At 46.4% G+C, this 23,836-nt stretch carries 21 protein-coding genes and 1 pseudogene; 10 read left to right on the forward strand and 12 right to left on the reverse strand.

What is annotated here, in order from left to right; translation table 11 throughout:
* Window positions 1-364 precede the first annotated feature (364 nt).
* Complete coding sequence (locus tag ON05_RS26245) at window positions 365-2,440, forward strand: dynamin family protein (RefSeq protein ID WP_010473688.1); 2,076 nt, start codon at window positions 365-367, stop codon at window positions 2,438-2,440.
* An 88-nt stretch (window positions 2,441-2,528) separates the two neighbouring features.
* Here the strand turns inward: ON05_RS26245 and ON05_RS26250 are convergent, their stop codons facing one another.
* The 8 genes from ON05_RS26250 to ON05_RS26285 form a co-directional block, all read right to left on the reverse strand.
* Complete coding sequence (locus tag ON05_RS26250) at window positions 2,529-3,650, reverse strand: aminotransferase class V-fold PLP-dependent enzyme (protein WP_010473689.1); 1,122 nt, start codon at window positions 3,648-3,650, stop codon at window positions 2,529-2,531.
* A gap of 34 nt (window positions 3,651-3,684) precedes the next feature.
* Window positions 3,685-4,110 (reverse strand): alternative ribosome rescue aminoacyl-tRNA hydrolase ArfB, encoded by a 426-nt coding sequence (arfB, locus tag ON05_RS26255; protein WP_010473690.1) that lies wholly within the window; start codon window positions 4,108-4,110, stop codon window positions 3,685-3,687.
* Between the two features lie 56 nt (window positions 4,111-4,166).
* On the reverse strand, window positions 4,167-4,424 hold the full coding sequence (locus tag ON05_RS26260) for a GIY-YIG nuclease family protein (RefSeq protein ID WP_010473692.1): 258 nt from the start codon (window positions 4,422-4,424) through the stop codon (window positions 4,167-4,169).
* Window positions 4,425-4,718: 294 nt separating this feature from the next.
* The gene (locus ON05_RS26265) at window positions 4,719-5,312 is read right to left on the reverse strand and encodes a Uma2 family endonuclease (protein WP_010473693.1); all 594 of its coding nucleotides are present in this window, start codon (window positions 5,310-5,312) and stop codon (window positions 4,719-4,721) included.
* A gap of 86 nt (window positions 5,313-5,398) precedes the next feature.
* Window positions 5,399-5,806 carry a PIN domain-containing protein gene (locus tag ON05_RS26270; RefSeq protein ID WP_010473694.1) on the reverse strand — a complete coding sequence of 136 codons (408 nt, stop codon included), beginning with the start codon at window positions 5,804-5,806 and terminating at the stop codon, window positions 5,399-5,401.
* Complete coding sequence (locus ON05_RS26275; RefSeq protein ID WP_010473695.1) at window positions 5,806-5,997, reverse strand: type II toxin-antitoxin system VapB family antitoxin; 192 nt, start codon at window positions 5,995-5,997, stop codon at window positions 5,806-5,808. The genes ON05_RS26270 and ON05_RS26275 overlap by 1 nt, the downstream gene beginning before the upstream one ends.
* Before the next feature lie 162 nt (window positions 5,998-6,159).
* Window positions 6,160-6,660 carry a YchJ family protein gene (locus ON05_RS26280; RefSeq protein ID WP_010473699.1) on the reverse strand — a complete coding sequence of 167 codons (501 nt, stop codon included), beginning with the start codon at window positions 6,658-6,660 and terminating at the stop codon, window positions 6,160-6,162.
* A gap of 116 nt (window positions 6,661-6,776) precedes the next feature.
* The gene (locus ON05_RS26285) at window positions 6,777-6,968 is read right to left on the reverse strand and encodes a type II toxin-antitoxin system HicB family antitoxin (RefSeq protein WP_010473702.1); all 192 of its coding nucleotides are present in this window, start codon (window positions 6,966-6,968) and stop codon (window positions 6,777-6,779) included.
* 273 nt (window positions 6,969-7,241) lie between these two features.
* Between ON05_RS26285 and ON05_RS26290 the strand changes: the two genes are divergently transcribed.
* Entirely contained in the window at window positions 7,242-7,466 is a 225-nt protein-coding gene (locus ON05_RS26290; protein ID WP_010473704.1) for a CopG family transcriptional regulator, read from the forward strand.
* On the forward strand, window positions 7,450-7,761 hold the full coding sequence (locus ON05_RS26295) for a type II toxin-antitoxin system VapC family toxin (protein ID WP_010473707.1): 312 nt from the start codon (window positions 7,450-7,452) through the stop codon (window positions 7,759-7,761). Before ON05_RS26290 ends, ON05_RS26295 begins: the two co-directional genes overlap by 17 nt.
* A 12-nt stretch (window positions 7,762-7,773) precedes the next feature.
* Here the strand turns inward: ON05_RS26295 and ON05_RS26300 are convergent.
* Window positions 7,774-8,966: pseudogene (locus tag ON05_RS26300) on the reverse strand (ISAzo13 family transposase).
* 595 nt (window positions 8,967-9,561) lie between these two features.
* Here ON05_RS26300 and ON05_RS26310 point away from each other — a divergent pair.
* Window positions 9,562-10,218 carry a hypothetical protein gene (locus ON05_RS26310; RefSeq protein ID WP_010469077.1) on the forward strand — a complete coding sequence of 219 codons (657 nt, stop codon included), beginning with the start codon at window positions 9,562-9,564 and terminating at the stop codon, window positions 10,216-10,218.
* 22 nt (window positions 10,219-10,240) lie between these two features.
* Entirely contained in the window at window positions 10,241-10,855 is a 615-nt protein-coding gene (locus tag ON05_RS26315) for a TIR domain-containing protein (RefSeq protein WP_010469076.1), read from the forward strand.
* Between the two features lie 124 nt (window positions 10,856-10,979).
* Here ON05_RS26315 and ON05_RS26320 read toward each other — a convergent pair whose 3' ends face one another.
* Window positions 10,980-11,519 carry a PadR family transcriptional regulator gene (locus ON05_RS26320; protein ID WP_010469075.1) on the reverse strand — a complete coding sequence of 180 codons (540 nt, stop codon included), beginning with the start codon at window positions 11,517-11,519 and terminating at the stop codon, window positions 10,980-10,982.
* Window positions 11,520-11,612: 93 nt separating this feature from the next.
* On the opposite strand from ON05_RS26320, the gene ON05_RS26325 reads away from it, so the two are divergent.
* The 4 genes from ON05_RS26325 to prmA all read left to right on the forward strand — a co-directional run bounded on the left by ON05_RS26325 (window position 11,613) and on the right by prmA (window position 18,052).
* Complete coding sequence (locus ON05_RS26325; RefSeq protein ID WP_010469074.1) at window positions 11,613-13,052, forward strand: carotenoid oxygenase family protein; 1,440 nt, start codon at window positions 11,613-11,615, stop codon at window positions 13,050-13,052.
* 124 nt (window positions 13,053-13,176) lie between these two features.
* Window positions 13,177-15,393 (forward strand): amino acid permease, encoded by a 2,217-nt coding sequence (locus ON05_RS26330; RefSeq protein WP_010469073.1) that lies wholly within the window; start codon window positions 13,177-13,179, stop codon window positions 15,391-15,393.
* A gap of 137 nt (window positions 15,394-15,530) precedes the next feature.
* The gene (gene serA / locus ON05_RS26335; protein ID WP_010469072.1) at window positions 15,531-17,114 is read left to right on the forward strand and encodes a phosphoglycerate dehydrogenase; all 1,584 of its coding nucleotides are present in this window, start codon (window positions 15,531-15,533) and stop codon (window positions 17,112-17,114) included.
* The gene (prmA, locus tag ON05_RS26340; RefSeq protein WP_010469071.1) at window positions 17,114-18,052 is read left to right on the forward strand and encodes a 50S ribosomal protein L11 methyltransferase; all 939 of its coding nucleotides are present in this window, start codon (window positions 17,114-17,116) and stop codon (window positions 18,050-18,052) included. Before serA ends, prmA begins: the two co-directional genes overlap by 1 nt.
* Window positions 18,053-18,118: 66 nt before the next feature.
* Here prmA and ON05_RS26345 read toward each other — a convergent pair.
* A protein-coding gene (locus ON05_RS26345) for an ISAs1 family transposase (RefSeq protein ID WP_262561924.1) occupies window positions 18,119-19,208 on the reverse strand; the annotation gives its coding sequence in 2 pieces (ribosomal slippage) (window positions 18,119-18,667 and window positions 18,669-19,208; 1,089 coding nt in all).
* 1,362 nt (window positions 19,209-20,570) lie between these two features.
* On the opposite strand from ON05_RS26345, the gene ON05_RS26350 reads away from it, so the two are divergent.
* Window positions 20,571-22,553, forward strand: a complete 1,983-nt coding sequence (locus tag ON05_RS26350) for an alginate lyase family protein (protein WP_139025720.1) — start codon at window positions 20,571-20,573, stop codon at window positions 22,551-22,553.
* Between the two features lie 118 nt (window positions 22,554-22,671).
* Here ON05_RS26350 and ON05_RS26355 read toward each other — a convergent pair whose 3' ends face one another.
* Window positions 22,672-23,736: a hypothetical protein gene (locus ON05_RS26355; protein WP_010472829.1), complete on the reverse strand. Its 1,065-nt coding sequence runs from the start codon at window positions 23,734-23,736 to the stop codon at window positions 22,672-22,674.
* Window positions 23,737-23,836: the final 100 nt, after the last annotated feature.

The raw sequence follows: 23,836 nt of genomic DNA on the forward strand, positions 1-23,836 counted from the left end.
GGCAGCATGTAATCGTCATCACTCGCCATGCTCCATCAAAATCCTTCATGTTCGGAGAATTGGTGTAACCCTTATGGAAACCGGGCAAAGCCCCAATATGGTTACAGCTTTTGCTTTTCCCAATACCACCGTTCTTCAACAGAACCTTGTTTACGGAAGCGAGCAAGCCCCCTGAATAAACTCAGAAATCGGCCATAAGAGCTATTTTTTATCCATATTTCGAACATTTTTTATCTAAACAAGAAATTTTCCTGAATTAAACCTCACTCAATACCCCTAAACGGCAGCAGATCGATTTCATTCCAGTCTTTTTTGCGATAGCTATGATGGTGGAGATAAAGTTTAATATCTCACCGCCACATTTATGAGCACTTTTCTTGATCTCACGCAGTTGTCCGCCGCGTCCTTAGCTCAGTTAGATCAAGCCCAACATTCACGCCAGAAAGCTACCAATCACCTGGAAGCCATGGCAGAGACCCTATCCGCTGCAGAAAAGGAAGGGTCTACCGCTTCGGGAGAACTCAGCCTAGTCACACAAGTGGAAACCCTTCGGAGCGTGGCAGGCAACCTGAAGCAAGGGATCTTTCGGTTGGTGGTGTTGGGCGATCTGAAGCGGGGGAAAAGTACGCTCCTCAATTCCCTATTGGGCGAGCGATTATTGCCCAGTGATGTCAACCCCTGTACGGCTGTATTGACGGTGCTCAAATATGGTCCCCAAAAGCAAGTCACTATCCACCATCTTGACGAAACGCCCCCTGAAAAAATTGCTTTAGAGGACTTTAAGCAGATTTACACCATTGATCCGGAGGAGGCTAAAGCGTTGGCCTCCAAAGACCAAGCGGCCTTTCCCAATGTCAGCCATGCCGAGATTGAATATCCTATTCCCTTGTTGCAACAAGGCCTAGAGCTGATTGATACCCCAGGATTGAATGATACGGAAGCCCGAAATCAGCTGGTCTTTAATTTTTTGCAGGACTGCCATGCCGTGCTATTTGTGATGGATGCGACCCAGCCCTGCACCTTAGATGAGCGTCGATACCTGCAAAACACCCTGAAGGATCGGGGTATCCCCATCTTTTTCTTGATTAATGCCTGGGATAAAGTTCAAAGCAATTTGATTAATCCAGATGATCGGGAGGCCCTTACCGCAGCAGAGGTTAGACTGCGAGAGGTCTTTCGCACCCATTTGACAGACTATTGCCCCGATCAATATGAACATCGAGTGTTTGAAGTCTCGGGTTTGAAGGCATTGCGATCGCAACTCCAAAACGACCCGGAAGCCCTCGCCCATTCAGGTGTGCCCGTCTTTCTAGACAGTTTGTTCGACTTTCTGGCCAACGATCGCATTCAGGCCGAACTAGACTATGCTCTCCAAAAAGCCCAGATGACCCACAAGCAGGTGTGGGCAGCCGTTTCTCGGCGGTTACCGTTACTGGATGAAGATCTGGATCAACTCAAAGAAAAGTTGGCCTCCGTCCAGACGGATTTTGAGCAACTGCAGTCCATTCGGGATGACTTTCAAACGAAAATTCGCCAAACCCGCGATCAAGAATCTCAAGCCATTGCGGATTCCTTTAAGACCTATATTCTCAAACTAGAAACTACCTTTGACGAGGATTTCGTCGCAGCCCAACCGGATTTGGATTTTCTAGAGTTTCTAGATAAAAACAATCGGGCCATGTTCTACACCTCCTTTAAGCGAGCCTTTGAACGCTATATGAATGACCGTTTGGCAGCTTGGGAATTTATCGCTAAACAGGATATTAGCCGGGCCTTTTCTGAACTCAATGAAGCGGCAGATGAATATCGAGTGGCCTATGAACAAGTGGTCGAGGTAATGAACGACAAGCTTTTGGGCAATCGCTTCTATGCAGCAGGGCATCGTTATAACCCCAAAGAAGTCGAAATTTGGACCGACATCCTCAAGGATGCGTTTGAGGCCATACCTGGCAATATGAATGGGGCGGTTGGACAATTCAATATGTTTTGGCAGGGTGTGATGCAGACAGCTGTAGCCTATGTATTGATTGTGATTGCCTTACAGGTAATCGGCTTGGTCTTTTCATCCCTCTTTTTGAATGTCTTTGCAGTGTTGTTGGTGGGAACTGGCGTTTTTGTGGGTCAAGCGGAATATGTGCGCCAAGAGTTCTTAAACGCAACCCGCAAGGAATTTGCCAAATATCTTCCCCAAATTGCCGAAGAGCAATGGCAACCCATTCATCAAGCCGTACAACGGTGCTTTGACACCTATGAAATCGAAGTGATTGAGCGGATTAATCAGGATATTGCCAGTCGGCAAGGGGAACTGAATAACCTTATCGCCCAAAAAGAATCCCATTCAATCCAGGTAGAACAAGAAAGTAAGCGACTTCAAACCTTAGAAAAGTCTCTAGGAGAGATGGTTCAGAAAATGGAAGAGGACTGTCAGCTAAAAGATTGATGCGCTCTATTGAAGGGAAACTGGACTGATGTCGAAAGCCTGTTATCCCTGACCGCTATAAATCAGGGAGATGGGCGAGCGCCTTGGATTATTCCATCTGCTCCAAGACATCGGCTAGGGTAGCAACGGTGCGATCGATATTTTGCAGTTTATCCAAGCCAAAGAGGCCAATCCGAAAGGTTTGAAAATTCTCAGGTTCATCACATCGCAGCGGAACACCCGCCGCAATCTGCATCCCAAGAGCCTTAAATCTCTGTCCAATTGCTGGATCGTCTGTGTAGCTCACCACCACGCTAGGGGACTGAAACCCTTCAGCTGCAACACTTTTAACACCTTTGCCGGTCAGCAGTGCTCTGACCTGATCACCGAGCTGTTGTTGCTGAGCACAGACGGTATCAAATCCATATCCAGCAGCTTCCTGCATCACATCCCGGAATACTCTTAGGCTGTCCGTGGGCATGGTGGCGTGGTAGGCATGTCCACCTTGCTCATAGACCTCCATAATCTGCAGCCATTTCAATAGGTCACAGGCAAAGCTGCTACTTGTCGTCGATTCGATCCGCTCTCGCCCTAAAGCACTCAGCATCACTAATCCACTACAGGGGGAACTACTCCAGCCTTTTTGAGGTGCACTGATCAAAACATCTACACCACAGGCGTCCATATCCACCCAGATGGTGCCCGAGGCAATGCAATCTAAGACGAATAAGCCACCTACTGCATGGACGGCTTTGGAAATGGCCTGGAGGTAGTCCATGGGCAAAATCATGCCCGAGGAGGTTTCCACATGGGGCGCAAAGACGAGGTCCGGTTTTTCGGACTGGATTCTGGCAACCACTTCTTCAATGGGGGCCGGGGCATAGGCGGCATGTTCACTGTCATCGACGGGACGAGCCTTGAGCACCGTTAATTGAGCCGGTATCTTCCCCTTCTCTAAAATTTGACTCCAGCGATAACTAAACCAGCCATTGCGAATCACCAGGCAGGATTGGTCGGTGGCAAACTGTCGAGCCACGGCTTCCATAGCAAAGGTGCCACCCCCTGGAACGATGGCCACGGCTTTGGCGTTGTACACCTGTTTAAGGGCCTGGGAGATATCCTTCATCACCGTTTGGAAGGCCCCTGACATATGGTTGAGGGAGCGGTCTGTGTAGACCACTGAATATTCCAAAAGTCCGTCTGGATCAATATTGGGCAGTAGTCCTGGCATGATGTCCTCTGTGCAGTTAGGTTTGAGTTAATGATTAAGCGTCCAGTGAAGGTTTGATATTACCCCTCAGCTTCTTCAATTTTCCGCGTTTGCTTTTGCTATCCAGCCGCCGTTGCTTGGCACCATAGGAACGTTTGGTAGGTTTCCGCTTTTTGGGGGTTGTAGTCACGCTTTGCAACAACGTTTGCAGGCGGTTTAAGGCATCTTCCCGGTTTTGCTGTTGGGTGCGATGTTGCTGGGCTTTGATAATAATGATGCCTTCTTTGGTGATACGTCTATCGCCCAGGTTGAGAAGCCGCTCTTTATACAAAGGAGATAGGGAGGAGGCGTTGATATCAAATCGGAGATGGATCGCAGAGGCCACTTTGTTGACGTTTTGTCCTCCAGCCCCCTGAGAACGGATGGAACTCAACTCAATCTCGTTGAGGGGAATAGAGGTACGTTGGGTAATCTTCAACATAAGTGAGTCGGCATCATCTGGGGACAATACATATCAGCGGTCTTTCCCCAGTGTAATCAAGAGCTGTGAGTGGCGATGAACGTCTCTTTTTGTTGCTTCGACAGTTGTTTAATTTGGTATTCCAATCGCTGAGCTTCGGAGCGACTGCCGACGGGTTGTTGATAGACCAACTGCAATGGGCCTTTGGAACGCAAAAACTTGGCCCCTTTTTTACTGTGGGTATGCTCCTCCAATCGACGCGCTACGTCTGTCGTCACGCCTGTATACAAGGCCCCGTCTCGGGTACGAAGGATATAGAGATGCCATTCAGACATAGGGGTTCTCTAGTGCGTCGATCAACAAGGGATTTCTATCATTTTGAAAGAGGAGAGATGCGATAGCTTCCGACCGATCATTGACCATCGCAACGATGATACGCATTCAACCACAATACTCCTGATGGCTTCACTTGTTTACTGATGATTGACACACCGCTCAAAGTCGAAATCTCCGTTTTTAACTTCTGCATCAAGTTGCGATGGTCAATGACCGGCCAGAGGCCATCGCAACCGAAGTGAAAATTTTGGCTTCGGAGCGTGCTGCTATCAAATGCAGATCCATATGGCTTATCACTGAATACTTTGCTGCCAAGTTCTCACAGCATCTACATGATTGGTAAGACTGATACAACGCAATAGCAATGCTAGGTCAATGCCTGGGATGGCCTCGCTTTGATCAATCTGCTCATATTCAGGCTGATCACCATCGTTCCGCAAATGGTAAATTTCCAGGACGCCATCTTCCCAAAACCAGACTTCTGATATGTTCAGCCGTCTATAAGCCTCTAATTTGTTAATGCCACCACTGGAGAAGACCACTTCAATGGCTAAATCTGGACGTAATTTCCCTGCTGTCAACTTGTAAGATTTATCCGCTTCGCGCTTTACTTGGCCAGTTTCGCTTTCCAGGGTCATGGATCCAGTGGGTGTAAAATCAACCCCCGCCATCAACAAGTAAAGCTCTAAAAGGGCTGCGATGCGCTCTTTTACCGTTTCATGGGCTTCACTTGGTATCGGCACAATCTCCAATACACCGTCTAAAAAGGAAAGTCGATATCCTGGTCGATCTAGTAATTGCTCTACGGCCTTAAACTCGCGCCAAGTTAGCCCCTCAAATAGTAAAGGGATTGTTTTCTGGGGATTACTCAGTGTTCCTGTTGTCATGGTAAATGGGTGATCAACACACCTCTACTGCTCTAAATAGCAGAATATGAAAGTGTTCTCTTTTATCCCGCCGCTCATCGCTCCCGTTAGCTTGTCTTGAAGAGTTTGATTGGTAAATGTTTGGCGTAGTGACTAAAGTCTTTATCGGTAGTGAAAATTTCGAATTTAGCGCGTATGGCACCAGCACAAATTAAGAAATCTGTGTGGGAGCCTTGAATTCCTTTTGAGCGGCAGAAATTTGAATATTCTGCAGCAGCTTCATAATCAGAGTCCACCAATGGTTCGTTTGGGAAATATTTTAGTTTCTGGCGCAGTTTTTCATATCGGCTTTTATCTGTGTAGCCGGACAACAATTCTTGTCTGATGGCACCAATGATTTTTACTTGATTCTCATCAATCAGTCGGGTGAGTTGCTTAACGATTGAGGTTTCGGCTGCAGAACTACCTCGTAGAGCTATGGACCAAACACACGTGTCAACCAGTATGCCGCTCATTATCGTCTTTGTTTATAGTCGTAATCGGTATCTTGAGGTAACTGGCCAAATAGAGAGATAATTTCATGCTGTTTTCGACGTTGCACAAACTCAGTCAGTGCTTGATTAACGGTCTCTTTTTTTGTAGAAAATCCTCCAATTCGCAGGGCCTCTTCCAGCAAGTCAGCATCGATAGAAAGGTTGGTAGCCATGGTCAGACTCTAGTTACACATTTATCCACACATTCTATTACACAAGCTAATTAACAAGGCAAGAGACTTTGAACTTACGCCGCTAGTAGAAGATTAAAAATTCCAATCAAATTGCGGCATAAAATTATCGTTCACTCCCTTGTTTGGCTCTCGTTAGAGTTATCAGCTTTTTTTGCGGTGGCACTGTTTAAACTTTTTGCCACTTCCACACCAACAGGGTTCATTCTTTTTCGGTTGGAAAGGCGATAACCTATCTCCATCGGTATAAAACCATTTGCCATTTTCTCTGATAAAACGCGATCTCTCATGGAGTTGGGCCGCAGAGTTCCCTTCTTGGTACACCGCGAAGAACTCCACCACCCCAGTTTTATCTTCAGGTTGTCCAGCTTGAGTGGCGAGTACCGTTAACCCCAACCAAGTCAGATGATTGGCAGTGGCAGTGATCAATTGTCGGCTATTGGGTTGGCGGTGACTGGGATGTTCGGTATTGAATAGGTAATCGATATTTTTGAGGCAATAGGCAGCGTAACGCGATCGCATCAGTGTTTCAGCAGTGGGAGCAGAGCGAGACCCTTGTAGATAAACCCCGCAGCACTGGTTTAATAACTTTTGACTGCCACAGGGGCAAGGCATCAAGGCGTTGCGATCACCAGAGATCAGCATGATTAAATTTCGACAGATAACACTAGATCTTCAATCTCATAGGGTCTGTTAGGCCAAAGCAACGCACCATCACTCATCATAGAAGCCATTTGCTCACAAGCCTCTTGCCAAACTGGTTACAAATCGAGGTATCGAGGTGATGTTTCCAGCATAGGAAATTCTTCTAAATATAGTCTTGTAGCCTCTTTTAAGCCTGCAAATGCTTCTTTTATCGTTGCCTCTTGATCCACCGTTCCTACTTCGGTGCATTCAGCGATAAACATATCGTCTTCTCTATGTAGAAAAGCGGTTAGATGGCGAGTTTTCATAGAAATACGCTTTTTATCAATGCACGCATAACTGCTGACTTTAGAGAATTTTCGGACCTATTTGTCAATCATAGGTGATAGATGAGAAGTATCCTACCTGGCTAAATTGTCTCAGGAAACTGAGGTCGACCAACCAGAACGTCCAAAAGTAAGAGCTGAGATTTAGGCTTAAAGTCTTACCATTAAAGCGATCGCAACCACCTAATTCTTTAGCCATCGACCTATACTTTCCAGATCTGCTACTCTGATAACAGAATCAAAAAAACTGTTATCATGCTGCGAACTCAAATCAGCTTATCTGAAGCAGAATATGAGGCTGCCAAGCAAGAAGCACAACGGTTAGGAATTTCCCTAGCAGAACTTCTTCGCCGCTCCTTGCGTAATGCTCTGCCAGTAGATCAATCCAAGCCTTGGATGCAATACGCTGGAATGGTGGAGTCAGGGAATCCCCAGAGTAGCCAGTCTATTGATGAGCTGGTCTATGGCCACAAAGACTAAGGCATACGTTGATACTTCCGCGTTTATTGCTTTTCTGGACCGTTCCGATACGTACCACCCTTTATTTCGACGGCTGTTTGCTGACCCACCGCCACTGATTACTACGCCTCTTGTGATTGCGGAAGGACATGGTTGGTTTCTTAAGCGATATGATCGGACGCGAGCTTTGCAGTTTATGGCAATGGTGGAAGTTTTGTCGCCTCTTCAAATTATCGATGTGGGTCTTCAGGAGCAAAAGGGTGCTGTAGAACTCCTGCGCAAATTTTCAGATCAGGATTTAGGGATCTACAAATAAATAAGGTACCCATCAATTGGGCACAATCTTGATATCCCATTTGGGTAACGCTTCAGAACATAGCCATTGTTGTTTGTAGGCTTCTAGCTCATCTGAGGGCACAGTAATGTTCTTTTCATAGGTGCCCTCAATCAAATGAACCAAAGGCTTCAATCCATTCCAGGTCATATTCGATGCCCACTGGACAGCCGTATCAATGGAGTTGAGGATAGTGCCATTCCAATATTGTTCCAAGGCTGCCCAACATCGCTCAATCGGATTGTATTTGCTGTGATAGGGCGGATAGTAAATCAGATGAACCGATAATCGTGTCATTTGGACAAACTCAACCATACGCTTGATAAATTGTGTGCGGTTACTGCGCACTGCAGAGCCGCCATCAAGGTTAATTTCTAATCCCTCTATCTGAGGATAGTTATCGTGATGTTCGCGCCACCAAGCCTCTAAACAATCAACAATAAAATCAGTAGTTTCAGCAGACTGACCAAAGTAAATTGACAGTTGCCCTGCGAGCACATCGAGAATCCCGAAGGGTACCAAAATAGCGTCCCAATGGTCATCATGGTCATTGGCTTTTGTCGCGTCTAGGGTACGAGCTTTGCCGCCACGAGAGAGGTTGCCAATTTTAACTTTGGCTTTGCTATCAATCGAGATGCGCAATAGGTTGGGGGCCGCATCGGCAGCATAATTGGCTTGAGCGACATTTGCGAAAATCGCATCGGTTTGCGGCAGTTTTTTCAGGGGTTTAACTTTTGGGTTTTTAAGCGATAACCCATTCGATTCAATAGATTGCCGATGGTTTGACGGGTTGGTAATGCCTCATCGCTGTAGCCTTTCTCCTCAATCAATGCCTCACGCACGGCCCTGGCACTGATACGGGTGTAGTACAACGTTGATTTGAACTTCGGATCAGCTTGGGCTTCACCATCAACTAAATCCCGAATGTCAGTTGCTAAATGGGGTAGTTTCGTTTCGCTAAGCTGACGACCTCGGGCTTGATAGTTGTCAACGCATCTAATGCCAGTCCGTCGTTCATCAAGGCCCAGTTGAACACTGGTACGTCTCCAACCTAAATGACGCTCAGCTTTGCGGGCAGAGCCGTCCAGGTAGTCTTCAGCCACTTTTGCCATGAATGCTCGCTTGTGTGGGCCTGTCAGTTTCTTGGCGGCATCTCGAAACGTCTCTTTTATAGGGGCATCTAGCATCAGATATCCTCAAAACAATCGGTCAATCATGTATTGACTTGTTTCTTAGATTCGCAGGTACTTTATTTCTTGGCAAGTCCCTTAACGCTGGCGGATGCGATGGGACTTCACATCATGGAGAGTTATTCCATTCAAACTTGCTGGTCAACTGATTTCCATCTGGGGCTGACCCGCGTACCACTTGTTATTCATCAGTATTAGTCTCTTTTCTTTGTGAAGGAGGATGTTCAGATCTACTCTTTAGCTTCTGAATTTATAACAGCAATTCTGAATTTTGAATCAACAGCGCAATATGAGTATTAACAACTGATTTTGAGATTTAAACGGGTAGTTTGCCTATTAATACTCTTCAAAAGCTCAAGAAAAGTCTCTAGAAATTCTTTACCCGTCTAGCTGATAGGCAATCAACTGTAAGTTTACATATAGGCAAATTTCTGTAAGATATCGTCTTTATTAGAGATGCTAATATAGAGGCAGAAAGGCTTTAAGAGGTAGCGAAATTATTCGCCCATTTCATGTTAACAGAAAATTTACCTTCTAATTATAGTTAAGTGCCCGAGCAAGCATATTCAAGTTAACTAAATAAGGAAAGCATATGAAAGAAGATAGTACAGGAATCCTAGTTAAAATATTGCTGGATTCAAATTTCAAACTATCTCTAGAAGTATCTCCTTTTATTATCGGTCCGCTTGGGATTGCGCTGGTAATATATCTGCTATATAAAACCTTTTCGTCTGGATGGAAGTTGCGAGACTTCGAAATTGATGAAGCTGAATTTGGTATTGGAGACCATAAGGTTAAGCTAAAACCAAATGATACAGACAAGCAGATCGCTTATCGTATCTGGGTCGAGCTAAGCACAAGAAAAATCGGCTTACCAATAGACCTAGAAGATGATGTGATTTCAGATATATATGACTCTTGGTACAGCTTTTTTTCAGTGACAAGAGATTTGATTAAAGACGTGCCCGTTTCAAGATTTCAAAGAAAAGATACGGAGAAAATAATACGTCTTTCCATCGATGTGCTAAATATTGGATTGCGACCGCATTTGACAAAATGGCAGGCGAGATACCGTAGATGGTACGAGGCAGAATTGGCCAAATCTGAAAGCGTAGAATTAGAGCCACAACAAATACAAAAGGCATACCCTCATATTGAAAAATTGGAGGCTGATCTGTTGTTAGTTAACAAGCGTTTGATTGGATATCGAACCAAAATGTATGAGCTTATTTCTAGCGTAGAAACATAGGAACTATTTCAATGGGGGTAAAATGAGAAGAGTATTTATTAGTTATCACCATAGGAATGAGCAGTATCTCAAGGAGCACCTTCTTCAATTGAATGGTAGTCATGAAATCTTTGTGGACTGCTCTGTCGATACAGGCGATATAGACGATGATTTAGAGCCGCAAGTAATTAGGCAGACAATCAGGCGAAACTACCTCAGTGAGTCAACAGTTCTAATGTTAATAGTTGGTAGGGAAACCAAATATAGAAAACATGTTGACTGGGAGCTGTATTCTAGCATGTATAATGGGACTAATTTCGGAAGGTCAGGGGTTGTGGTTTTGCTGGCACCTAACTGTGAATCTGAATATTTTTCGGCGCCTTTTGATGAGATAAAATCTACTTTCTATCCAGATGTTTCTAATTGGATAAGTATAGACAGCAGGGAGGAATATGAGCGCCGTTATCCGCATTTGCCTCCGCGTATCATTGATAATCTACTAAAGCGAGACAGTAAGATATCAGTCACCAACTGGAGTAAGGTTGCCAACGATCCAGAAAAATTGAGACTCTTGATTGAGTGTGCTCACAACGCAAGGACGACTTGCGAATATGATATGAGTCGAGCAATGAGAATGAGAGATCACAATCCAAATTGATACGCTTGAAAGCACTGAACAAACGCATGTTGTCGGACTGGTTTTCCGCTGCGCTCCAAACCAGCCGCAAATGTGGGCGTTGCCCGCTAGCATGTCTCTAGAGTTTTGGGAAACTCAAAGTGTGTTAATTGCAAGACTTCAATAAAGCCAAGGCTTCCTCACACCAGCCAATTACATCCATCTCATAACGTATACCTTGACGTAGCGTTAAATACTGACACTTGCCTCCCCAAGATAATTGCTCTGGCTCAGCAAAATGCTGCTGCTCAATCTGCTGATAGATCTGCAACTGCTGCTCATGTTCCTGCTGGTAACGTTGGAGTTCAGTCAGTAATACCTCAGGCTCTACCAAATCCCCAGCAAACAGCTTCACTAGAATTTCTTCCTTAGTGCGGCTACTTTTACTCGGCTGGGCAATCCATTTGGCCATCTCCGCCTTACCCATTTCAGTCAGGTGATAGCACTTTTTATCAGGACGTCCTGTTTGGGGAATCACCTCTCCCGTGATCCACTGCCGTTCTTCTAAACGATTGAGTTCTCGATAGATCTGCTGATGACTCGCAGACCAGAAATGGCCCACTGACCCATCAAATCGCTTCGCCAGCTCATAGCCACTGCAGGCTTGATCCGCCAAGGTTGCCAAAATTGCGTAAGAAAGACTCATATGCACTGATTGACATATTCAAATAATTGCATATAGTAAGAATATGCACTTTGTTGCATATTACATCGTCCTGGTTCCCTAGGAGACCCACCCATGCTCACCCAGTCTCGTCCTCAACAATCTCAGCAACCTTGGTACGGCATGTTTGCCCAGGCTGCATCCGAATTTCCGACCACCCCGTTACCGATTTTGTCCGGGACTATACCCGAAGACCTCAAAGGTTCCCTGTATCGCAACGGACCAGGTCGTCTAGAACGAGGTGGACAACGAGTCGGCCATTGGTTCGACGGGGATGGCGCTATATTAGCCGTGCATTTCGATAGCGCTCAAGCATCAGGCGTCTATCGCTATGTCCAAACCGCAGGCTATCAGGCCGAAGAACAGGCCGATCAATTCTTGATGGGAGGCTATGGCATGCTGCCCGCCGGATCCCTGTGGCGACGGTTGCGGCAGGGAGCGACTAAGAATGCTGCCAATACCTCTGTGCTGGCGCTTCCCGACAAGCTTTTGACCTTATGGGAAGGAGGACATCCCCATGCCCTGGACTTAAACACTTTGGAGACCCAAGGGCTAGACGATTTGGGATTCCTAGCACCGGATCAGTCCTTCTCTGCTCATCCCAAACGGGATCCGATCAGCGGCGAAATCTATAACTTTGGCGTTAGCTATGGCAAGCAAGGTCATCTGCATGTTTATCGCTGCAATCCAGCAGGAGCCGTTCAGCGCCAAACCAAAATTCCGCTCCAGGGCTTGCCGATGATTCATGACTTTGTGATGGCGGGGCCGTACTTAATTTTTTGTATTTCTCCTGTCTTCCTCAATCCACTGCCTATGTTGGTCCAGCTCAAAAGCTATAGTGACTGTCTGCAGTGGAAGCCTCAGCAAGGTACCCAAATTTTAGTGATTGATCGTGAATCCTTGGAAGTGGTTAGCCAGGGTGAAGCCGACCCCTGGTATCAGTGGCATTTTGGCAATGGTTATCTGGATGATCGAGGACATGCCGTCATTGATGTGATTCGCTATGCCGACTTCAGCACCAACCAGTTCCTCAAGGAAGTGGCCAGTGGCCATCCTCGCACCCCAGCAGAAGGACAGCTTTGGCGACTACATCTCGATCCCCAGACGAGCCAAGTGTTAGAAACCGATAAACTGATGGACCGCACGGGCGAGTTTCCGGTGGTTGATCCCCATCAGGTCGGACAGGCCCATCGGCATACCTTTCTCTCCACTCGCCCGACCTCAGATGCGACCACAGAACTCTTTCGCGAGATTGTCAGCTTCGATCACATTTCACAACAACTGAACAGTGTGCAGATGGGCGATCAAGCCTATTGCAGTGAACCGATCTATGCCCCTGATCCCGATCACCCTGGACAGGGCTGGATTCTGACCGTGGTCTATCAAGCGGCATCCCATACCAGTGAGGTGTGGATTTTGGCCGCCCATCGTCTGGAAGAAGGCCCGATTTGTCGCTTAGGGTTGCCTAGCATCGTCCCGATGGGGTTTCATGGCACTTGGCAACCTAGTTTATAACCCTTATCAAGCAAGGGGCGAAAGAAGCAAAGTACAATGCTACACACCTCAGCAATTCATCCTTTCGCCAAACGTTTGTGAGATAGTAACTGAGGCCCGCAATCCTTCATGTGCAAGTTTGTCTATGCCCAAATTCCCTTTGCGTCGGTCTAAGGCCCAAGCGGCCAGTACCGAAGAGACGTCTGGACTAGGCACATTTGCAGGCGTTTATACCCCCTCCCTGCTAACCATCCTGGGCGTAATTATGTACCTACGCTTTGGTTGGGTTGTGGGTAATGTTGGCCTCTTCAATACCCTAATCATCGTCACCTTAGCCACTTCGATCACCTTTTTAACGGCTCTGTCTATTTCTGCGATCGCAACCGATCAGGTCGTTCGCACTGGGGGAGCCTACTACATGATTAGCCGCTCTCTGGGCATTGAAACGGGCGGGGCCGTGGGGATTCCCCTATTTTTTGCCCAGGCGGTTTCCGTGGCCCTCTACACCATTGGCTTTGCCGAAAGTCTGGTTCGCATTTTTCCCAGCCTCAATCAAACCTTAGTGGCCGCTATCACCACCCTCTTAGTGGCAGGTCTAGCCTTAAAGTCTGCTGATATTGCCATTAAAGCCCAATTTGGGATTATGGCAGCCATTGCCCTCTCCCTGATTTCCTTTGGTTTTGGTCATGCGGTGCCACCGGAAACCGGGACAGATGCCATTCCCCAAGCCAAGAGTTTTTGGGAAGTCTTTGCCGTCTTTTTCCCGGCGGTCACCGGCATTATGGCGGGGGTCAGCATGTCCGGCGATCTCAAAGATCCGGCTCGGTCGATTCCAAAAGGCACCTTAGCTGCAGTGGGAACCGGCTATGTGATCTATATGGTGTTACCGATCCTGCTCACTATGCGAGCCGAGCCTGGCACTCTGATGCAAGATCCCCTTGTAATGCGCAAAATTGCCTTTTGGGGGGATGCCATCTTATTGGGAGTCTGGGGCGCTACCCTTTCCAGTGCGATTGGCAGTATTTTAGGGGCACCCCGAGTCTTACAGGCATTGGCGCGCGATCGCATCTTGCCTCGTAGTCTTCGCTGGCTGGGAATTGGCAGCGGTCCTACGGATGAACCTCGCCTGGGCACGTTATTCACCTTAGGCATTGCCCTAGCAGTGGTCTCCATTGGAGATCTCAATTTGATTGCCCCGGTTCTCAGTATGTTTTTCTTGACCACCTATATGGTCCTTAACGTGGCGGCTGGGGTGGAAAGCTTTCTCCAAAGCCCTTCTTTCCGTCCCACCTTCCGCATCCATTGGATTTTTTCTCTGATGGGTGCCCTGGGTTGTATTGCCGTCATGTTTTTGATTAACGGGTTGGCAACGATTGTCGCAGCCCTGATTGTTTTGGCCATCTACCTATGGCTAGAACGACAGCAGTTGGAAAGCGCCTGGGGAGATGTCCGTCGGGGCATCTGGATGACCGTGGTCCGCAAGGGACTGTTTCAAATTAGCAATGCCCCTGACCCCAAAAACTGGCGGCCTCATATTTTAGTGTTATCGGGCATTCCCACGCGCCGATGGCATTTGGTCCAAGTTGCCTCAGCCCTCACCCACAACCGAGGACTAATTACGGTCTCTAGTGTTCTACCCGTGAAGGGTAGAGACGTGGCCCAACAGACCACCATGGAATCGATGGTGAAAGACTATTTGGATCGCAAAGGGGTGAAAGCCCTAGTCCGATTTGTGCGGGATAGTGATCCCTTTTGCGGCGCAGAACGGCTAGTGGAAGCTTATGGGCTAGGAGCCTTGGTTCCCAACACCATTTTGTTGGGCAATACGGAAAACGCGACGAGCCGCGATCGCTATTGCCAAATGATTGCCCATTTCCATCAGGCCCAACGAAACGTCGCCATTCTTCGCTACCAAGACAATCATCAGAACCGCTTTCCCAACTTCTGCCGTCGGATTGATGTCTGGTGGGGTGGCCTGAAAGGAAATGGCGGTCTGATGCTGATCTTGGCTGACCTACTGCGGACCAGCATGGTGTGGCGACAAACCGAAATTTGGCTCAAGCTCGTCGTTCCCGACCAGTCTGCGGCCCAAGCGGCTCAGCGCAACCTCGACGATGTGGTTAAACGACTTCGCATCCGAGCAGTTTCCCAAGTGATTATTGCCAATGAACGCCCCTTTGCCCAGATCTTAAAATCTTCTTCTAAAGGGGCTGACTTAGTCGTTCTGGGGATGGCGCGTCCAGACGAACAATTCAGCGAATATTACGAGAGTTTACAGACTCGAACCACGGGATTGCCCACAACCCTATTTGTACTAGCGTCTCAAAATTTGGCCTTTGCTGACGTACTGGAGAAGGAATAGCTTTTTCAGCAGACCAGCTTTATATTTTTTACCCTAGTTCTTCCCTCGGGGTTCTTGTAGAATGGCGAACTGAGGTGTCAGAAACTGATTAATTCCGTTCTGCTCATCCCTGTGAACTTTCATTCTCCTTTCCTGTTATGCCCAAGGTTCTCGTCTCAGATCCAATTGACCCCTCTGGTATTGACCTTTTAGGTCAAGTTGCCCAGGTCGATGTGAAGACCAAGCTTTCTCCTGAAGAATTAATCCAAATTATTCCTGAGTACGATGCCCTGATGATTCGGTCGGGCACTCAAGTTACAGAAGCAGTGATTGAAGCCGCCACCCAGCTCAAAATTATTGGCCGAGCTGGTGTGGGTGTCGATAATGTGGATGTGCCCACAGCCACCAAAAAAGGGATTGTGGTGGTTAACTCTCCAGAGGGTAACACCATCGCCGCCGCAGAACATGCCTTAGCTTTAATGCTGTCCCTCTCTCGCCATATTCCCGATGCCAATCAGTCCGTTAAAGCAGGCAAATGGGAGCGCAAAAAGTTTACCGGCGTAGAAGTCTATAAAAAGACCCTGGGCGTTGTTGGACTGGGCAAAATCGGTTCCCACGTGGCCACCGTTGCCCGAGCAATGGGGATGAAGCTGCTAGCCTACGACCCTTTCTTATCCCAAGAACGGGCAGAGCAACTAGGCTGCAGACTAGTGGAGTTAGATTTTCTCTTCCAAGAATCGGACTACATCACCTTGCACCTGCCTAAAACCCCTGAAACTCAAAATCTCGTTAATGCTGACACCCTCAGCAAGATGAAATCTACAGCTCGCATTATCAACTGTGCTCGGGGTGGCATTATCGACGAAGAAGCTCTGGGCAAAGCCCTGGAATCTGGGCAAATCGCTGCCGCTGCTTTAGATGTTTATGCCAGTGAACCTTTGGGCGACTCTCCCCTTTGTCACCTAGAGCAAGACATCATTTTAACTCCCCACTTAGGGGCATCAACGGAGGAAGCCCAAACCAATGTAGCAGTCGACGTTGCCGAGCAAATCCGCGATGTGCTTTTAGGGCTACCGGCCCGGTCAGCTGTAAACATTCCCGGCTTACGTCCCGACGTATTGGAAAAACTCAAGCCATACATGCTCCTAGCCGAGACCTTGGGCAATCTAGTCGGTCAATTAGCGGGGGGTCGGATAGAATCCCTAGATGTCCGTCTCCAAGGAGAACTGGCATCCAACGATAGTCAACCAATTGTTGTCGCAGCCCTCAAAGGACTGTTATCCCCAGCATTACGAGAGCGTGTGAACTATGTGAATGCCGGTATTGAAGCCAAAGATCGCGGGATTCGCGTCGTGGAGACTCGTGATGCTTCAGTTCGGGATTATTCCGGTTCGATTCAACTCTCTGCAAAAGGCCCCACTGAAACCCGCTCAGTAACGGGTGCCATTCTAGGGGAGGACGAGCTGCGCATTACCAATATTGATGACTTTCCGATCAATGTGGTCCCTACCCGGCACATGTTGTTGACAGTACACCGAGATATGCCCGGTATTATTGGCCAAATTGGCTCCCAGTTAGGTAGCTTTAACGTCAATATCGCCAGTATGCAAGTAGGCCGCAAGATGGTTCGAGGCTCGGCTGTGATGGTTCTTAGCCTAGATGATCCCTTACCCGAAGGAGTACTGTCTGAAATCACGAATGTAGAAGGCATTCGGGATGCCTATATTGTGAATTTACAATAATGGCCGATCCAGGCATCCACACTCCGTCGGACGCTCCTACAGCTTTACCCCCTAGCCAATGGTGGGAAATTAAAGTTGTGGGAGTGCCACTGCTAGATGATCTACTCTTCTGGCGGCTACAAGAAGAAGGATGCCAAGGCACGGCCAGCCAAATAGTCAATCAAGAGTTGACTGTTTGCGGATATTTATCCCTGGATCGGGTCCAGTCCATCGATCTGCAAAAAATTGCCGAGAGATTACATCAGGATGTCCAGTCAGTGGGACATCCTGCCCCAGATATTAGCTGGCAACTGATCACAGAAGAAGATTGGGCCCATAACTGGCGAGACTATTGGCATCCTCAAGAAGTTGGCAATCGGTTACTGATTTATCCGGCTTGGCTAGAGGTGCCAGCGCAATGTGAACGTCTTTTGATTCGCCTTAATCCCGGAGTCGCTTTTGGCACAGGCGCTCATGCAACCACGCAGCTCTGCTTACGAGCCCTAGAACAACAAATTTCAGAACAATCCAATCCTCTCAGTATCGCTGATATTGGTTGTGGCACGGGTATTCTTTCCATTGCTGCTCTTCTTTTGGGAGTTCAAAAAGCCTATGCGGTTGATCTAGATCCACTCGCCATTGGTGCAACCCAAGCTAGTCGAGAACTGAATGGCCTCACTTCAGACCAGTTATGGGTTAAGGAAGGAAGTCTTGATCAAGTGATACAGCAGCTTCAGCATCCAGTCCAAGGGTTTTGTTGCAATATTTTGGCCCATATCATTCTTGACCTAATACCCCATTTCGCTGATATCACTGACCAAAACGGTTGGGGAATCCTTAGCGGCATTTTGGATACTCAAGAACCGATGATTATTGAGGCACTAAATGCTCATGGCTGGCAAGTTCGCGACACCCATCATGAGCAAGACTGGTGCAGTTTAATCATTGAGCGAAGCTGAAACACCGAACTCCCTAAATTCTGGCACTACCGATAGGTCGGATAAATCTGAAGTTGCAGGGCTGTTTTAAGTTAGCAGCGAAAAAATAATATCGACCCGATTAGCAAGCTTAGTCATCGCGGTTTTGAGGGATTGATAGTCGTTTAGCCGCAGGATATTAATCCCAATAGTTCTAAGCACTGACCAATTGAGCAGTGCTTGTTCATCTTCGAGTCGATAATCATCTTCGCCAAAAACAACATCCTTCGGCCAATGCAACCGATTTTCAATGCCCCAATGTTCTCGGACCAGAGATTGCCAATGATGGGGTGAGGTGGCAGCTGAACTGATGTAATAGGCCGTATTGTGATACTCCTTTCCTTTGCGAGTACCCCATCGTTGGACACAAAGTACAGAGCGAATTGCTGTCCATTCTTGTAGGGCTATGCCGACAGGCTCATAAACCTGTATACACCGATGTTCATCTCGTCCTCTACTTTGGGCGGAGTGGATGTGCTCAGCCATGGGTTTAAGACACTCAAAGTAAGTCTGGAGGTGGTCGTAAAGTCTTCCCTGATTGGATTTGACCGCCACAAGATAGTCGTTACCCGAGGCCACAATCTTCTCAAGTGTTTTTTTGGGCGTGTAAGGCATCCATGGTAATCAGCAAGCCATCGAGTTGAAGGGTTTCCAACAGTGCCTGCACGACTTTGATTTCGCTATTATCCTCCTGAGTGAGGGCTTCGAGCTTGAGGGTGATGCCTGCTTCCACCGCAAATAAACTCACCAAGCCCACAAAACGCTGCTTCCCCTTGGCATCTGTCAGCCCCTGACGAATCCGTTTGCCATCAATGGAGGCTGCATAATTATCGGGAGAGTGAGTCTGGGCTTTCGAGAGCATCCATGCTTCAAATTGGTGGCTCAACGCTTGGAAGTCAAGCCCCTTCATCACTCGACGAAAGGTACAGTGAGACGGAACTTCGAGGCTCTCAAGCCCCAATAGCTCACTTAAAGGCTGGCGATAATCGCTCACAAAGGTTTCTAACGGACGGTACCCTTGATATCCAGCAAGCATGCCCATCACCATCAATAGCAACAGCAGCCATAACGGATGAATACGGCCATGGGCACTGCGGAAATCCGGGACTTGCTTCAAAGTATCGATTAGATGGCTCATCGGTCTCTCTACTGTTGGTCAGTAGAACCATCCTATTTTTTCTAGGAGTAACGTAAAACAACCCTGTCTGAAGTTGAGCTCCCCATTTATTTCAATCTAACTTTATAGATGTTTTTCCAGACATCATCTGGAGTGTATTGATGATTTTTTCGTAGTTTTCCTCACCGTATTCACAATATTGCCCCCTAGACTAGGTCACAGCAAGAAAGCGGCAAACTTATTTTAGACAATTCTGAATAGCATAGTGGCATGAGTTTGGTTTAATAAACCACAGAACTAGATTCAAAATCTACTCACTTTACCAAGGTCTCTTTACCCCACTCACAGATATTGCTACTTGTAGTGATAACACAGTGATTATTGGCGAAATCACATCAATATCCTTTCCATTTAGATATATAAGCCTTTTTTATCAAAATTTTAGTCAGTTTGGACCTTAACAGACCTGAAAACCTTCTATTCTGAGTTCCTAAGAGTAGAGGATTAAGGGTTATAAACTGAGATTATGCTGATTTTTTGTTGGCTCAAATAAAAAAAATCGGTCGCCTCCTTACTATTTCAAAAGCGACAAACATGATTATCAGACTATTTTTAGTGTAGAATATTTCCTCAAACTAATCTGAGGAGCCGTTAAGATCAGAAGCCATGGCAACGAGCACAAAGGGAATAGAAATTAGTTTTCAATTAGCCTTTTGGTATAATATTTAGACTTTATCTAGGTCAATATCTAGTGAGGCAAAGACTAGAGCTTGTATTTTCAGTGATCTAATTCTTACTTAAAGAAAGAAAGTAATTTGTTTTTTTAATCATGGATATTAAGTCAAATACAATCGTTTTTCATACTTCAACATCTACTTAATTCATTCTTTATCAGTAGTTTTTATTTATTATCTGTACAATTCGTCGATTCTACTCATGATTTACTGGCGTACATAAGCCTGATATCTTTTATCATTCGCTAATCCTCTACTACTGGATTATTCAAGGTAGTTTCTGCTGTCTGCCAAATAGAATACAAAGCATGGATTATCGAATCCTCGTTCTCTATAGCAATATTGCAAGTATCATTTTAGATATTTTGCTGCAAATCAATTGAAGCGTAATATGGAAATATCGATTCTCATTCTCTTGGCATCCAGAGATCTAATTATGCAGCCCTCAACCCTCAAAGATACCCTCTAAAAACGCATCCTGCCTGAATTTAGTAAATTAGAACTGATGTTAATTCTGCAGCCGTATATTCAACAGGCTTTCAATAAAGTAGCAATTACAAGTAGCAAAGTTAAGAAACTAACGCTTGTTAGTTTCTTTAAACACTATATTGGCCTAACTTTATCGAACAAAAAGTCTGATGGAAATCAATTGAAATCAGTTGATGAGCTATGTCAGAAACATCCAAAGCTAATAACGAATCTATTTGAAAACATCAATATTGAACATCCTGGCCTAGAGACAGTCAGAGAATATGTCAATAAGGGTGACTATACTCAAGCCAGCCATTCGTTAATTACATATTTTCGAAATAAGCCAGATAAAATAGGCTGGAAGAATTTACTTCCAGAGCAAAAATTCAACAAGGATTTAGATGCAGACCATATTTTAAACAATGAATTTATCTTCCAACGTATTAGTGGCACCGTCCCACAAGACAATGATCGTTTTAACTGGTCTTATCTAGGTACTAAAGAAGATTCTGAGTGGGCATGGTTTTTGAACAGACATTACCATGTTGTCGATCTTTTTCATGCCTATTTAAGAAGTGGCAACTCAGATTATGTTCAATATATTTACCTCAGTATCAGAGATTGGATATTAACTAGCATTGCAGCCCCCAACACCCACTACTGGGCTCAGTGGCGAGGTCGGGAAGTCGCTTGTCGCATTTTGCACTGGGCTCCCATTTTTTATGGATTGCTTGAGAGTCCCAACTTTTCAGACGTCGATCATCTGCTAATGCTCGCAATTTTGCCCGTACATGGTAATTTTCTGCGTCATTGCCACACCTGGGGCGCGAACTGGCTTGCTCGCGAGATGAACGGACTAGCAACTCTAGCAATATGCTGGCCTGAGTTTAAATTCTCCCAATCTTGGTTGACTTACGCCCAATTTCACATGTCCCGCGAGATTGAATTGCAAGTCTATCCTGATGGCAGCCATAAAGAGCTAACGAGCCACTACCATCGAGTGACCTTGCTAGATTTCGATAATTTTGCCAAATTAATGCAGCTTTCTGGCCACAATTTGTCTATCTCCTTTGGCAAAACATTGGAGAGGATGTGGAACTATCTGGCATTCGCAATGCGGCCAGATGGTAGTTCCCCCCTCAATAATGATTCGGATCGAGATGAGCTTCGAACAACCATCAAAAGTGTTGCCAACCTATACAACCGCTCTGATTGGCAGTATATTGCATCCAATGGCCAGGAAGGAGGTGGTCCTCTCTCCCCATCTATTCTCTTTCCTTGGGCAGGCCAAGTGATTATGCGAAGCAGTTGGGACAAAGATGCTCACTGGGCATTTTTTGATGTGGGTCCCCACGGCATTAACTACCATACCCACAATGATAAATTGCACCTTTCTGTTGCCGCATTTGGTCGAGATTTATTAGTGGATAGCGGACGTTATCACTACAAACGAGATTCCTTTTGGCATTATTTTAGGAACTCAGCTAGCCACAACACTATCCTTGTTGATGGTCAGGGCCAAAATGCAGGCATCGGTGAAGCACTGAACCCCGTCGAACAGCAGTTTTATTCGACACCAGGGTTTGATTTTGCCTATGGCAAATTTGATCAAGGGTATCAAGGAGTCGCAGACAAAGTCATCCATTCACGATTCTTAGTCTATCTGCGCCATCAATATTGGGTTGTGATTGATCGTGTATCTGCCAACACTGCCCATCAAATTCAAACCCTTTGGCACTTTCACCCTGATTGTAATCTTGAAGTTCAAGGTTCCTCTATCGTCACTACTAATGAGAATTGCGGCAATTTAAGAATTATTCCGACGGATAATCTGTCATGGGATATCAATATTGCCAAGGGGAGTATGAAGCCGATTCAAGGTTGGTGGAGCAAAGAATATAACCATAAACAACCGAATCCAACGGCAATCTATTCATCCCCTATTTCTACAACAGCAACATTTGCCTGGATCTTATGTCCTGCGAAAGGTGTTGTACCGCCCATTGATGTTCGATATCAATCCATTTCTGGTGATCAGATAGAGCTAGAGATAACCTATGTTTCCAACCGGATTCAGCTCTCTTTATGTCTCGATGAACAATACATTCTAAATTCTCTGTCTTCCCATCCAGAGGCCATCATCCAAGTTGAAGGATTGTAGCCCGGACATGAAATGGCTTGAAGCCTGCTCTCAAAATTCACATGATCATCCATCATAGACCTGTCATGATGATGAGAGATGGCTGATTCAAACGCTTTTGAAGAGGAGACTTTCCAGCCTATAAGCCAGAGGCATGAATTTGGTAGGATATCTCCTCTATCGGCAGATTATTGATGTCATGGTTATCATAAGTTAGCTGTAGCCGACGCTCACCCGCATAATCTACTAATTTGCCACCATAAAGTTCTGCTTTTGAACCAAGGCTCTGGATATGGACTTTCCCTTGAAAGACCGTTGCGCGGGCAAGATAGATCACGAGATCATCTCTAGAGGGTCTATTCACGGTGGTACTGGCTGTTAAATGTGCCAGCCCTCTCTCGTCCATTTCTTGAGTCAAGGCCATAGAGGTGTTGCGAATCCCGCGAATGGCAACGATTGCAGATGCAACAGCTAAGGTAATATCTACGCCTTCTTCGGTATAGATTTTTTGGGTGGAAAGGAACTGGAAATTTTTTTCTCCTAAATCATCCCGGATGCGTCTATGTATCAAATTATGGGGATGATAGTGACTTAAGGCATCGGCAATGGCTCCACAGGCTGCCCGAGGTTCCCGCCAGGGTGACTCGCGGGTTTTACCATATACTCGTTGCCCGTCTTCACGTAATCGCCCCACATGGGTTTTGAGATCAATGGCGACCAACACCATAGATTCAGGGTTACCGGCATAAAGACGACGACGAAGGGATTCATCAATTTGATGAGCCACAGTGACATGGGCAAGGGTTGCCCCATTATCTGTTCCTCCGCCTGCGGGGAAAAAGGCTTCGAGTTTCAGCTCTCCAATTTCCGATAGGGTTGCAAAGCGAGAGGCGACAACATCTCGATATCGCTTTGTCGCTTCACCTTGGTGGATCCGATCACCACAATTGGTATAGGCCAAGGTTGTGACCACACTCGGTAAGCTTAAATCGGCACCGCACACATTGATATCCGTTTTGCTAGCTGCCGCAAACTGTAGTTCATCTCGGAGTAGCTGAAGACCATTGATCAGGGCATACCGATCGCTAACAATTTCATTGAGATAATTGTGATAGGCATTCCGTTCCATGCCAAAACTGGCGGACAGCTTCCAAAATGTTTCGAGGCGCTTTTGGGCAGAACTTGAATCAAATGGAATAGACATTAATGATTAATGGGCCGTATTCACAGACATTGACGCCTTAATATTGTGGACAAATCTGCTGTTTGCTCCGCTTGTCTTAGTAGGACTTAACATCTACATG

It is taken from the genome of Acaryochloris sp. CCMEE 5410, from assembly GCF_000238775.2.
Lineage (GTDB): Bacteria > Cyanobacteriota > Cyanobacteriia > Thermosynechococcales > Thermosynechococcaceae > Acaryochloris.

What these genes read in the sequence shown, in the direction of transcription:
- ON05_RS26290 (WP_010473704.1), top strand. Translation starts at nt 7,242, where the DNA reads ATGCTGCGAACTCAAATCAGCTTATCTGAAGCAGAATATGAGGCTGCC.
- ON05_RS26325 (WP_010469074.1), top strand. Translation starts at nt 11,613, where the DNA reads ATGCTCACCCAGTCTCGTCCTCAACAATCTCAGCAACCTTGGTACGGC.
- ON05_RS26280 (WP_010473699.1), bottom strand. Translation starts at nt 6,660, where the DNA reads ATGCTGATCTCTGGTGATCGCAACGCCTTGATGCCTTGCCCCTGTGGC.
- ON05_RS26285 (WP_010473702.1), bottom strand. Translation starts at nt 6,968, where the DNA reads ATGAAAACTCGCCATCTAACCGCTTTTCTACATAGAGAAGACGATATG.
- ON05_RS26250 (WP_010473689.1), bottom strand. Translation starts at nt 3,650, where the DNA reads ATGCCAGGACTACTGCCCAATATTGATCCAGACGGACTTTTGGAATAT.
- ON05_RS26330 (WP_010469073.1), top strand. Translation starts at nt 13,177, where the DNA reads ATGCCCAAATTCCCTTTGCGTCGGTCTAAGGCCCAAGCGGCCAGTACC.
- ON05_RS26355 (WP_010472829.1), bottom strand. Translation starts at nt 23,736, where the DNA reads ATGTCTATTCCATTTGATTCAAGTTCTGCCCAAAAGCGCCTCGAAACA.
- ON05_RS26320 (WP_010469075.1), bottom strand. Translation starts at nt 11,519, where the DNA reads ATGAGTCTTTCTTACGCAATTTTGGCAACCTTGGCGGATCAAGCCTGC.
- ON05_RS26310 (WP_010469077.1), top strand. Translation starts at nt 9,562, where the DNA reads ATGAAAGAAGATAGTACAGGAATCCTAGTTAAAATATTGCTGGATTCA.
- ON05_RS26260 (WP_010473692.1), bottom strand. Translation starts at nt 4,424, where the DNA reads ATGTCTGAATGGCATCTCTATATCCTTCGTACCCGAGACGGGGCCTTG.
- ON05_RS26315 (WP_010469076.1), top strand. Translation starts at nt 10,241, where the DNA reads ATGAGAAGAGTATTTATTAGTTATCACCATAGGAATGAGCAGTATCTC.
- ON05_RS26270 (WP_010473694.1), bottom strand. Translation starts at nt 5,806, where the DNA reads ATGAGCGGCATACTGGTTGACACGTGTGTTTGGTCCATAGCTCTACGA.
- arfB (WP_010473690.1), bottom strand. Translation starts at nt 4,110, where the DNA reads ATGTTGAAGATTACCCAACGTACCTCTATTCCCCTCAACGAGATTGAG.
- ON05_RS26295 (WP_010473707.1), top strand. Translation starts at nt 7,450, where the DNA reads ATGGCCACAAAGACTAAGGCATACGTTGATACTTCCGCGTTTATTGCT.
- ON05_RS26275 (WP_010473695.1), bottom strand. Translation starts at nt 5,997, where the DNA reads ATGGCTACCAACCTTTCTATCGATGCTGACTTGCTGGAAGAGGCCCTG.
- prmA (WP_010469071.1), top strand. Translation starts at nt 17,114, where the DNA reads ATGGCCGATCCAGGCATCCACACTCCGTCGGACGCTCCTACAGCTTTA.
- serA (WP_010469072.1), top strand. Translation starts at nt 15,531, where the DNA reads ATGCCCAAGGTTCTCGTCTCAGATCCAATTGACCCCTCTGGTATTGAC.
- ON05_RS26265 (WP_010473693.1), bottom strand. Translation starts at nt 5,312, where the DNA reads ATGACAACAGGAACACTGAGTAATCCCCAGAAAACAATCCCTTTACTA.
- ON05_RS26245 (WP_010473688.1), top strand. Translation starts at nt 365, where the DNA reads ATGAGCACTTTTCTTGATCTCACGCAGTTGTCCGCCGCGTCCTTAGCT.